This is a genomic window from Staphylococcus sp. FSL H8-0121, assembly GCF_038008425.1.
GTDB lineage: Bacteria > Bacillota > Bacilli > Staphylococcales > Staphylococcaceae > Staphylococcus > Staphylococcus pasteuri.
Genome location: NZ_JBBOZB010000001.1, coordinates 81,230 through 92,377 on the forward strand (window position 1 = coordinate 81,230; position 11,148 = coordinate 92,377).

General features: G+C 30.9%; 13 protein-coding genes. 12 read left to right on the forward strand and 1 reads right to left on the reverse strand.

Translation table 11 applies throughout. The annotated features are described in order from the left end of the window. Positions 1–18: 18 nt before the first annotated feature. From LFT63_RS00535 to LFT63_RS00570, 8 genes are all read left to right on the forward strand, one after another. Complete coding sequence (locus LFT63_RS00535) at positions 19–444, forward strand: YtxH domain-containing protein (RefSeq protein WP_017638273.1); 426 nt, start codon at positions 19–21, stop codon at positions 442–444. Positions 445–616: 172 nt separating this feature from the next. After that, on the forward strand, positions 617–2,026 hold the full coding sequence (pepV, locus tag LFT63_RS00540) for a dipeptidase PepV (RefSeq protein ID WP_017638272.1): 1,410 nt from the start codon (positions 617–619) through the stop codon (positions 2,024–2,026). A gap of 3 nt (positions 2,027–2,029) precedes the next feature. Then, the gene (gene dat / locus LFT63_RS00545; protein ID WP_017638271.1) at positions 2,030–2,878 is read left to right on the forward strand and encodes a D-amino-acid transaminase; all 849 of its coding nucleotides are present in this window, start codon (positions 2,030–2,032) and stop codon (positions 2,876–2,878) included. Between the two features lie 359 nt (positions 2,879–3,237). After that, on the forward strand, positions 3,238–4,029 hold the full coding sequence (locus LFT63_RS00550; RefSeq protein ID WP_017638270.1) for a phosphotransferase family protein: 792 nt from the start codon (positions 3,238–3,240) through the stop codon (positions 4,027–4,029). A 12-nt stretch (positions 4,030–4,041) separates the two neighbouring features. Further along, positions 4,042–4,707 (forward strand): tRNA (guanosine(46)-N7)-methyltransferase TrmB, encoded by a 666-nt coding sequence (gene trmB, locus LFT63_RS00555; protein ID WP_017638269.1) that lies wholly within the window; start codon positions 4,042–4,044, stop codon positions 4,705–4,707. 247 nt (positions 4,708–4,954) lie between these two features. Next, complete coding sequence (gene scdA, locus LFT63_RS00560) at positions 4,955–5,620, forward strand: iron-sulfur cluster repair di-iron protein ScdA (RefSeq protein WP_046466827.1); 666 nt, start codon at positions 4,955–4,957, stop codon at positions 5,618–5,620. Between the two features lie 18 nt (positions 5,621–5,638). After that, positions 5,639–6,400, forward strand: a complete 762-nt coding sequence (locus LFT63_RS00565) for a class I SAM-dependent methyltransferase (protein ID WP_029055643.1) — start codon at positions 5,639–5,641, stop codon at positions 6,398–6,400. A gap of 402 nt (positions 6,401–6,802) precedes the next feature. Further along, the gene (locus tag LFT63_RS00570; RefSeq protein WP_046466826.1) at positions 6,803–7,639 is read left to right on the forward strand and encodes a YtnP family quorum-quenching lactonase; all 837 of its coding nucleotides are present in this window, start codon (positions 6,803–6,805) and stop codon (positions 7,637–7,639) included. Positions 7,640–7,728: 89 nt separating this feature from the next. On the opposite strand, the gene LFT63_RS00575 is transcribed toward LFT63_RS00570, so the two are convergent. Then, complete coding sequence (locus LFT63_RS00575) at positions 7,729–8,043, reverse strand: PepSY domain-containing protein (protein ID WP_037555526.1); 315 nt, start codon at positions 8,041–8,043, stop codon at positions 7,729–7,731. A gap of 85 nt (positions 8,044–8,128) precedes the next feature. On the opposite strand from LFT63_RS00575, the gene LFT63_RS00580 reads away from it, so the two are divergent. The 4 genes from LFT63_RS00580 to ytpR all read left to right on the forward strand — a co-directional run bounded on the left by LFT63_RS00580 (position 8,129) and on the right by ytpR (position 11,129). Continuing rightward, positions 8,129–9,205 (forward strand): M42 family metallopeptidase, encoded by a 1,077-nt coding sequence (locus LFT63_RS00580; RefSeq protein WP_029055646.1) that lies wholly within the window; start codon positions 8,129–8,131, stop codon positions 9,203–9,205. A gap of 16 nt (positions 9,206–9,221) precedes the next feature. Then, complete coding sequence (locus LFT63_RS00585; protein WP_017638263.1) at positions 9,222–9,533, forward strand: thioredoxin family protein; 312 nt, start codon at positions 9,222–9,224, stop codon at positions 9,531–9,533. A gap of 99 nt (positions 9,534–9,632) precedes the next feature. Then, the gene (locus tag LFT63_RS00590) at positions 9,633–10,493 is read left to right on the forward strand and encodes a DUF1444 domain-containing protein (RefSeq protein WP_340767748.1); all 861 of its coding nucleotides are present in this window, start codon (positions 9,633–9,635) and stop codon (positions 10,491–10,493) included. A 36-nt stretch (positions 10,494–10,529) separates the two neighbouring features. Beyond that, positions 10,530–11,129, forward strand: coding sequence for a YtpR family tRNA-binding protein (gene ytpR, locus LFT63_RS00595; protein ID WP_017638261.1), 600 nt, complete (start codon positions 10,530–10,532; stop codon positions 11,127–11,129). Positions 11,130–11,148 lie beyond the last annotated feature (19 nt).

The following is an 11,148-nucleotide window of genomic DNA, read 5'->3' on the forward strand; positions in this document are numbered from 1 at the left end:
AAAGAGAAGGTGTAATTTATGGCAAAAGGTACAAATTTATTTAGAGTAGTTCTAGGTTTAGGCGGCGCTGCAGCAGCAGTATTATTATCTCGTAAAGAAAGTAGAGATAAATTAAAAGAACAGTATAATCAATATAAAGAAGATCCAGAATCATACAAAGCAAATGCTAAAGATTTAGCTAATCAATTAAGTACGAAAGCTAATGAAACAATTCAAGACGTGAAAAACGATCCTAAAGGTTATGCAGAAAGATTAAAAAATGACCCTAAAGCTTTCTTAGAAGAAGAAAAAACTAAATTCACAAACTTAGATGATAAAAAAGAAGACGACCTAGACGAAGGTAAGTTTGATGATGAAGGTGGCGCAACAGTAAATAATAATTTACGTGTCGTTTCAGAAGATGACTTAAAAAATAATAAAAATGCGTTAGATGATAACAAATAATATTGGTTAACTTGAAACCCTATGTACTATTTCCAATAAGAGATAGTACATAGGGTTTTATTTAGTTATAAAAATTTAGAAAATTTCGTAATATTTCTGACGTCTTACTGTAGTTTCCTTGTAACTTCATGTAAAATAGTAAATAACTTATAAAAAAGGAAGTCGAATTCGAATGTGGAAAGAAAAAGTTCAAGAATACGAAAACCAAATAATTGAAGATTTAAAAGGTTTGTTGTCGATTGAAAGTGTAAGAGATGACAGTAAAGCTAGTGATGATGCGCCTGTAGGACCTGGACCTAGAGAAGCATTAGACTATATGTATAAATTGGCTGAAAGAGATGGATTTTCTACTCATGACGTAGAGCATATTGCCGGACGTATAGAAGCGGGTAACGGTGACGATCTCTTAGGTATTCTTTGCCACGTCGACGTAGTACCTGCTGGTGACGGTTGGGATTCAAATCCATTTGACCCAGTTGTTACAGACCAGTCAATCATAGCAAGGGGTACACTAGATGATAAAGGACCTACAATAGCAGCTTATTATGCAGTTAAGATTTTAAATGATATGAAGGTCGACTGGAAGAAACGAATTCATATTATTATTGGAACTGATGAAGAATCAGATTGGAAATGTACAGACCGTTATTTCCAAACGGAGGAAATGCCTGCACTAGGATTTGCACCAGATGCTGAATTTCCTGCTATTCATGGTGAGAAAGGTATCACTACATTTGATTTAGTTCAAAATGAAATGGCTGAAGATGTAGATGAACCAGATTATGAATTAATTTCATTTAATTCTGGACAACGTTATAACATGGTTCCAGATCATGCTGAAGCTAAAGTTTTAGTTAAAGAAAACATGACTGATGTTATTCAAAACTTTGAATATTTTATAGAATCAAATCAATTACAAGGTGAAAGCACAGTTGACAGTGGAATTCTTATTTTAACTATTGAAGGTAAAGCTGTTCATGGTATGGATCCTTCATTAGGTGTAAATGCTGGCTTATATCTATTAGAATTTTTAGCTACATTAAACTTAAATAAAAGTGCTAAAGACTTTGTAAACTTTAGTAATCAATATTTACATGTTTCTCATTTTGGTGAAAAAATGGGTATGAAATTCCATACTGATATTATGGGCGAAGTTACTACTAATATAGGTGTTATCAATTATGATAATGAAAATGCTGGCCGATTTGGAATAAATTTAAGATATCCGCAAGGTTTTGAATTTGAAGAAGCTATAGAACGTTTTACTAATGAAATTAAACCATTAGGATTTAGAGTAGAAATGGGTAAAGTTCAAAAACCACACTATGTAGATAAAAATGATCCTTTTGTTCAAAAATTAGTAACTGCATATAGAAACCAAACTGGAGATATGACAGAGCCATACACAATAGGTGGAGGCACATACGCCAGAAACCTAGACAAAGGTGTCGCTTTTGGGGCAATGTTTAATGATTCAGAAGACTTAATGCATCAGAAAAATGAATACATCACGAAAAAACAACTATTTAATGCAACGAGTATATACCTTGAAGCGTTATACTCATTATGTGTGGAGGGATAATTTATGACAAAAGTTTTTATTAATGGTGAATTTTTAAATCAAGATGAAGCTAAAGTATCATACGAAGATAGAGGATATGTTTTTGGTGACGGAATTTACGAATATATTCGTGCTTACGAAGGTAAACTATTTACTGTAAAAGAACATTTCGAGAGATTTTTAAGAAGTGCTAACGAAATTGGATTAGATCTTACTTATACAGTTGATGAATTAATTGAATTAGTTCGTAAACTCTTAGAAGTAAATGATGTTAAAAATGGCGGTATTTATATTCAAGCTACACGTGGTGTTGCACCTCGTGAACATTCATTCCCAACACCACCAGTAAAACCGGTTATCATGGCATTTACGAAAAGTTATGATAGACCATATGAAGATTTAGAAAATGGTATTTATACTATGACAACAGAAGATATTCGTTGGTTACGTTGTGATATTAAAAGTTTAAACCTATTAGGTAATGTTTTAGCTAAAGAATTTGCTGTTAAATACAATGCTAGTGAAGCGATTCAACATCGTGGAGAAACTGTAACAGAAGGTGCTTCAAGTAACGTATACGCCATTAAAGATGGAAAAATATATACACATCCTATAAATAATTTTATTTTAAACGGAATTACGAGAAGAGTCATTAAATGGATTTCTGAAGATAAAAATATTCCATTTATTGAAGAAACGTTTACTGTTGATTTCTTAAAAAATGCAGATGAAGTTATTATTTCAAGTACGTCTGCTGAAGTTATGCCAGTAGTTAAAATTGATGGGGAAGATGTCGGAGATGGTAAAGTAGGCACTGTTACGCGACAATTACAAGAAGGATTCAATCAGTATATAGAAACACATAGTATATAAGTTGAATATTTATCAAAATTTCCACAACTATCTCACTCTAAATATGTTATAATCTAATTCAAAGTAGTTTTATAAATATTTAATGAGCGGACTAGTAAAATGTGTCTTTTAGTTTCTCATTTTTAGTTGAAATATGATGGTAAAAATTATAAAATCTTCTATGAGTGATATTAAATGAGGACGCAATTTTCAAGCGTATTTTTAGGGACAAAAATATACGAAATAGCCAACTCACAAAAACTGTAAAATAAATTTTAACAAGCGTGTAGAGCGACTATACGGTTTATATAAATTAGAATATATGGCTCTTGAAAACATATTTCTGGAGCCATTTTCTAATTGAAAGTGAGGTGAACGTGTTGGAGCAGTTTTATCAGTTAGGGTGGACATTAGATTCAGCTGGAGGCGCTTCTGGAGAGGCCTATATGGCTGAACAAGATGGACAAAAGTTGTTTTTAAAACGAAATACGAATCCTTTTATTGCAGCTTTATCTGCAGAGGGTATTGTACCTAAACTTGTTTGGACAAAAAGAATAGAAACCGGCGAAGTAGTTACGGCGCAGCATTGGAAAAACGGTCGCGAATTAAGTGCGAACGAAATGCATCAACCTAGAGTAGCCAAAATATTAAAAAAAATCCACAATTCTAAACCATTACTTACAATGTTAAAAAGAATGGAAATGGAACCTATTACGCCAGAGATTATGCTTAATAAAATTAATGCCTCTTTATCTAGAGAAGTGTTAACACATCATGTTGTTAGAAAAGCATTAACATATTTAGAAGAGCATATACCAAATTTAGATTCTCGTTTCTTTACTGTCGTACATGGTGATGTTAATCATAATAATTGGTTGTTATCTGATAGAGACGAACTATTTTTAGTAGACTGGGAAGGTGCAATGATTGCAGATCCAGCTATTGATATCGGAATGCTGCTTTACAATTACGTTCCCGAGAAGAAATGGTCTAAATGGTTCGAAACTTACGGCGTACAAGAAAGTTTGAACTTGAATAAACGTATGAAATGGTACACTGTGATTCAATCAATTGGTATGGTTCAATGGTATGAAGAACAGAAACGTTTTAAAGATATGAATACATGGCTTGAATTTTTAAATGAAGTTATGAATAGTAACTTATTTATTTAAGGAGATTTGATTATGAGAGTTCGCTACAAACCATGGGCGGAAGATTATTTAAAGGACCATCCAGATTTAGTAGATATGGATGGTTCACATGCTGGACATATAGAAGAATGGTTTGATAAGAAGCAACCTATTTATATAGAAATTGGCTCCGGTATGGGACAATTTATCACTACACTTGCCGCACAACATCCAGAGATTAACTTTATTTCAATGGAACGTGAAAAGAGTGTTATGTATAAAGTGCTTGATAAAGTAAAAGAGCAAAACTTAACAAATCTCAAAATGATTTGTAATGATGCGATAGAACTTAATGAATATTTTAAAGATGGGGAAGTTTCTAGAATATATCTAAACTTTTCTGATCCTTGGCCAAAAAGACGTCATGCTAAACGTAGATTGACTTATCATACATATCTAGCGCTTTATAAACAAATTTTAATTGATGATGGTGAAATTCACTTTAAAACTGATAATAGAGGTCTTTTTGCCTTTAGTTTAGAAAGTATGTCTCAATTCGGAATGTACTTTACAAAGATGAATTTAAACCTTCACGAAGAAGACGATGAGGATAATATCCTTACCGAATACGAACAGAAGTTTTCGGATAAGGGTTCTAGAATATATCGAATGGAAGCAAAATTTCATAATAATATTCAGCCAAATACTGATAATATATGATTATAAGCCTGAGACATTTATTGATGTCTCAGGTTTTATTTTGTCCAAGTTTAATTATTCAAATTAATACTAGCGACATTATTTTAGTTATTAGGATAAATTTCATTAATATTATTTTAACTTTTTAAAAAAATTGACTTTCAAAATTTTGTAATATCTTTTCGACAAATAAGTGAATAATTTCACAAAAGTAATTGATAATGATTATTATTTAGTATAATTAAAAGTGATCAAGGGAGGAATAAAAATGATTAATAAAGATACAATTGTTGCTGACGTCGTAACCGACATGCCATTAAGTTCCGATATTTTCAGAAAATATGGTATCGATTTTTGTTGTGGAGGCAATATTTCAATTGAGCAAGCCGTTGAAAATAAAAAAGTTGATGTACAAACTATCTTAGATGAAATTAACCAGTTACCTAATGAATCACAAGGTAATATCAATGTTAAATATCTTGATGTGCCATCATTAATTCAATATATACAGTCTCGTTATCATGAAACGATGCGTGAGGAATTTAAAAATCTATCTCCATACGTTACAAAAGTAGCTAAGGTACATGGACCTAACCATCCATTTTTAATTGAATTGCAAAATTTATATCGTCAATATAGAGATGGAATGCTTGAGCATATGGATGAAGAAGATAATCACGACTTTCCAGCATTAATCAAAATTTCACGAGGGGAACACGTTGATGATGCTTCGAAAATTATAGAAAGCCTAGTTAATGACCATACACAAACTGGACAATTATTAGAGGATATGAGAGTACTAACTAATCAATATCAAGCACCTAGTGAAGCGTGCCAAACTTGGAGACTCGTATATGATCGTCTTGAAAATTTAGAGCGTGAAACACATGAACATGTTCATCTTGAAAACCATGTCTTATTTAATAAATTTTAATTAAAGAAAGGGTGTTTAATATATGGTAAAAAAGTAGCAGGTCACACATTTTTAGCTCAACTCGGGAAAAAACGTTTACGTCCAGGTGGAATTTTAGCTACCAATTGGTTAATTGATAAAGGTTGTTTTTCAAATGATAAACGTGTTTTAGAAGTTGCATGTAATATGTGTACAACGTCTATTGAATTAGCTCAAAAATACCAATGCCAAATTGAAGCAGTTGACTTAAATAAAGCAGCATTACAAGTTGGCCAACAAAACGTAGATAAAAACGATTTAAATGACTATATTCATCTAACACAAGCAAATGCGATGGATTTACCTTTTGAAGATGAAAGTTTCGATATTATTTTAAACGAAGCAATGCTAACAATGTTACCTTATAAGGTTAAAGAAAAAGTATTAAAAGAATATTATCGTGTACTTAAACCTAATGGAATTGTACTTACACACGATATTGCTATTATAAATCGAGATAATGAGGACGTTATAGTTAATGAATTGAGTAAAGCAATCAATATGAAAGTGACGCCTTTAACGCCAGAAATTTGGTATAGTTTATTTAAAGATGCAGGATTTTCACAAGTTGAATCAAAAATAGGACCATTATCATTGATGTCACCAGTTGGCATGTTAAGAGATGAGGGTTTACTAGGAACTTTAAAAATTTTAAAAAATGCATTTAAAAAAGAAAACCGTCATATGTTTATAACTATGTTTAAAACAATGCGCAAACATAAATCAAATATGAATTATATTGTTCATGCTATTAAAAAATAGTTAAAATTAAAACGATTGATAACCTTAACATAGATAAAGATGTAAGGTTAAAGAAATCATTTAAAATAAGACAAAACCCATCAAAAGGGTCTTGTCTTATTTTTTACTTTTTAAGAACATCATACTTATGAATGGTATTAAATTGGACAAGATGATGATGTTATAACCTAAATTTGATGAAACAATTGACGTTGAATAAATAAGAATGAGTTCAATAATAATAAAAATTGTCGTAAACAACAGAATAATCTTATTATGTTTATATTGCATTATTGTCCTCCATATATTTAATTGCTTTAAAATGCGCAATAAGAACTTTAACATTAATTGCTATATATACGTTATTGTATTAAATTTGTTAATAAGAGTAAATTTAGTAAATGAGTGGGAAGGTGTCTTTTTATGAAATTAGGAGAATTAACTATTAACGATATTAATGGGGGTAATACTCATATTGATGGAGGTGCCATATTTGGCGTTGTACCTAAACCATTATGGACTAGAAAGTATAGTGTGAATGATAAGAATCAAGTTCATACACCAACACATCCAATTCTTATTCAACATCCTCAATATAATATTTTAATCGATGCAGGTGTAGGTAATGGTAAATTAACTGACAAACAAAAAAGAAATTATGGCGTAACTCAAGAAGGCTTTATAAAAGAAGAATTACAATATTTTGGTTTAACGCTTGATGATATTGATATTGTGTTAATGACACATTTACACTATGATCATGCTGCTGGACTAACTGATTCAAATGGAAATGCACGATTCAAAAATGCTACTCATTATATTCAACAAGATGAATGGCATGAATTCTTAGCGCCTAATATACGTAGTAAAGCGACGTATTGGGAAAAGAATCAAGGTGATTATCAGGACAATATTATTTTATTTGATAAAGAGATTGAACCGGTATCAGGAATTAAAATGATACACACTGGTGGTCATAGCTTTGGTCACTCTATAGTTACTATTGAAAGTGAAGGAGAAAAAGCTGTGCATATGGCTGACATCTTCCCAACAGTAGCACACCAAAATCCATTATGGGTTACCGCGTACGATGATTACCCAATGACTTCAATTCGTGAAAAAGAAAGACTCATACCTTATTATGTTTTAAATGATTACTGGTTCCTCTATTATCATGACGAAAACTATTTCGCAGTTAAATATAATCACAAGGATCATTCAATTACATCATCTATCAAACGTTCATATCGTCAGTATTAAGTTGAAAAAAGGTTATAGTTTAGTTCATTAAGAAAAGTGATACTATAATGAACTAACTATAACCTATCATTTTTATGTAAATTTTAATTTTATAATTCGATAATATTTAAAACTTCACCAGTATATGCATCAGCATAAAAATCATAATCTACTAATTTACCATTTTTAGTTGCGGAGATACCGCCAAGATAAATAGGTTTATTAGCATTAATATTAGGATCGTTAAGAGGTTGTTGTACAATATATGAACCTTTGACATCCATAAAGTATGTTTTGACTTCTTCTAATAACTTATCGGGATTATAAAATTTTTTCTTATTTAGGTAAACAATTACGCCAGTTGATAAAATGACTACCGTACAAGCACCTACAATTAATATATTTTTACAATTTAAACATTTCATTAATGTATCTCCCTTTTCCATGATTCATATTATTAGTTTACCATAATGAAGATGATATAATAAATTATAAGGAGTGAAACATCAAATGACTATTGAAGAGAGTAAAACATTAGAACGCATGGAATATCTGACAGAATTACATGGTGCACCAGGATTTGAAGATGATGTTAAAACATATATGAAAGAACAAATGACACCTTATGTAGATCATTTTGTAGATAATAAAATGGGTGGGTTTTATGGTGTGAAAAAATCACCTAAAGCTAATGCTAAACGTGTAATGATAGCAGCTCATATGGATGAGATTGGATTTATGATTACACATATCACAGATAATGGTATGATCCAATTTACTAATTTAGGCGGCGTAGCAAATGATATATGGCAGGGACAAAGATTAAAAGTAAAAAATAGAAAAAACGAAGAAATTATTGGTGTCGTTGCCAATATTCCAAAACATTTTAGAACTGGTAATGAAGCAGCACCTCAAATTAAAGATTTAATGTTAGATATAGGTGCAAGTTCGAGTGAAGAAGTTAGACAAAAAGGTATTGAAATTGGCGACACAATTGTACCTGCTACGCCATTTACTCAGTTATCAGAATATAGATATAGTGCAAAAGCGTGGGATAATCGATATGGTTGTCTCATTGCTATCGAAATATTAGAATTACTGAAAGATACAGAATTAGATGTTGATTTATATGTTGGTGCCAATGTACAAGAGGAAGTAGGTTTAAGAGGCGCTAAAGCATCAGCAGAATTAATTCAACCGGATATTGCATTTGTAGTAGACTGTTCTCCTGCAAATGATATAAAAGGCAAGCAACAATTATCTGGTGCGTTAGGGGAGGGGACATTAATTCGTATCAAAGATGGTACGATGATACTCAGACCTACTTTTAGAGATTATTTATTAAATTTAGTAAAACAATATGATATTCCGCATCAATATTATATGTCACCAGGAGGAACAGATGGCGGTGAAATCCATAAAGCAAATGATGGTATTCCTACAGCAGTAATAGGAGTATGTGCACGTTATATTCATAGTACAGATGCTGTTTTTGATATCCGTGATTATTATGCCGCTCGTCAATTATTAAAAGCATCAATTACGAATTTAAATGAAGAACAAATACAACGATTACAATATCAGTAATATAGGAGTGAAAAACATGATACAACTTGAAACAGAACAACAATTTGAAGAATTAAAGCAAGGAAATACAGTTTTTGAATTTACAGCAGGATGGTGTCCTGATTGTAAGATAATAGAACCAGAATTGCCACAATTAGAAGAGAAATATCAATCTTTTAAATTTGTATCAGTAGATAGAGATCAATTTTTAGATATTTGTATAGAAAATGGTATTATGGGTATCCCAAGTTTCTTAGTTTATAGAGACGGAGAATTACTAGGAAGTTATATTGGTAAAGAAAGAAAATCCATTGAACAAATAGATCAATTTTTAGCACAATATATTTAATTGAATAGTTGAAAAATATATTTAAAAACTTGTTTTTTTCTGTTACTATCCTTTGATTTATTGTAAACTATTAAAAGGTGCGAAATAGGAGTGATATGAATGAATGTCTTTCAAATGAGAGATAAAATTAAACAGCGTTTGAATCATTTAGATGTAAATTATAAATTCGATCGTGAAGACGAAACATTAAGAATTTATAGAAAAGACAATCATAAAGGTGTCACAATTAAATTAAACGCTATTGTCGCAAAATATGAAGAAAAAGAAGAAAAAATTGTAGATGAAATTATATATTATATAGATGAAGCAATTGCTCAAATGGCTGATCAAGGTATAGAACAACTTGATGAAATTAAAATTATGCCGGTGATTCGTGCTACAAGTTTTGATAAAAAGACTAAAGAAGGCCATGCATTCATTTATGAAAATCATACTGCTGAAACTAATATCTATTACGCATTAGATTTAGGAAAGTCATATAGACTTATTGATGCAAGTATGTTAGAAACATTGAAAATGACAGAACAACAGATTAAAGAAATGTCACTTTTTAATGTAAGAAAGCTTGACAATAAATATAGTACCGATGAAGTGAAAGGTAATATATTCTATTTTATTAATTCTAATGATGGTTATGATGCAAGTCGCATACTTAATACATCATTTTTAAATGATATACAAGATCATTGTGAAGGCGAAATGTTAGTAGCAGTGCCTCATCAAGATGTTTTAGTCATTGCTGATATACGCAACAAAACAGGCTATGATGTGATGGCTCATTTAACTATGGAGTTTTTCACAAAAGGACTTGTCCCTATTACTTCTTTATCTTTTGGATACGACAAAGGTCATCTTGAACCAATATTCATATTAGGGAAAAACAATAAACAAAAAAGAGACCTTAACGTCATACAAAGATTAGAAGCTAATCGTAAAAAATTTAATGATAAAAATAAATAATAATAAAAATAAATAATGATAAAGGAGATATATACAATGAATTTATTCTTTAATCCAAATGGTGTAGGAGATGTTGCATTCTTACAAATCGACCCTACAGAAGGCGAATTCAATTATAAAAAGAATAACGACGTAGTAGAAATAACTAACGAAGATAACGAAGTAGTTGGGTATAATTTCTTTAATATATCTACTCATATACAATTAGAAGGTAATGGACACATTAAATTAACTGAAGAAATCGTTAATCAATTACAACAAATGATTAAAAATAATGGTTTCACATATGAATTGAATGCTGATTTATCCCCAAAATTTGTTGTAGGTTATGTAGAAACAAAAGAAAAACATCCTGACGCTGATAAATTAAGTGTACTCAATGTCAATGTAGGTAATGATACATTACAAATAGTTTGTGGCGCACCAAATGTCGAACAAGGACAAAAAGTAGTTGTAGCAAAAGTGGGCGCAGTAATGCCAAGTGGTATGGTAATCAAAGATGCAGAACTTAGAGGCGTTGCATCTAGCGGTATGATTTGTTCAATGAAAGAATTAGATTTACCAAATGCTCCTAAAGAAAAAGGTATTATGGTGCTAGATGATAGCTATGATATTGGACAAGCATTTTTTGAATAACAAAGGAAGGTCGTGAAAG

Excerpts from the sequence above, each read along its gene's own strand:
- scdA (WP_046466827.1), top strand. The coding sequence starts at position 4,955 with ATGATTAATAAAGATACAATTGTTGCTGACGTCGTAACCGACATGCCA.
- trmB (WP_017638269.1), top strand. The coding sequence starts at position 4,042 with ATGAGAGTTCGCTACAAACCATGGGCGGAAGATTATTTAAAGGACCAT.
- pepV (WP_017638272.1), top strand. The coding sequence starts at position 617 with ATGTGGAAAGAAAAAGTTCAAGAATACGAAAACCAAATAATTGAAGAT.
- LFT63_RS00580 (WP_029055646.1), top strand. The coding sequence starts at position 8,129 with ATGACTATTGAAGAGAGTAAAACATTAGAACGCATGGAATATCTGACA.
- LFT63_RS00590 (WP_340767748.1), top strand. The coding sequence starts at position 9,633 with ATGAATGTCTTTCAAATGAGAGATAAAATTAAACAGCGTTTGAATCAT.
- LFT63_RS00585 (WP_017638263.1), top strand. The coding sequence starts at position 9,222 with ATGATACAACTTGAAACAGAACAACAATTTGAAGAATTAAAGCAAGGA.
- LFT63_RS00570 (WP_046466826.1), top strand. The coding sequence starts at position 6,803 with ATGAAATTAGGAGAATTAACTATTAACGATATTAATGGGGGTAATACT.
- ytpR (WP_017638261.1), top strand. The coding sequence starts at position 10,530 with ATGAATTTATTCTTTAATCCAAATGGTGTAGGAGATGTTGCATTCTTA.
- LFT63_RS00575 (WP_037555526.1), bottom strand. The coding sequence starts at position 8,043 with ATGAAATGTTTAAATTGTAAAAATATATTAATTGTAGGTGCTTGTACG.
- dat (WP_017638271.1), top strand. The coding sequence starts at position 2,030 with ATGACAAAAGTTTTTATTAATGGTGAATTTTTAAATCAAGATGAAGCT.
- LFT63_RS00535 (WP_017638273.1), top strand. The coding sequence starts at position 19 with ATGGCAAAAGGTACAAATTTATTTAGAGTAGTTCTAGGTTTAGGCGGC.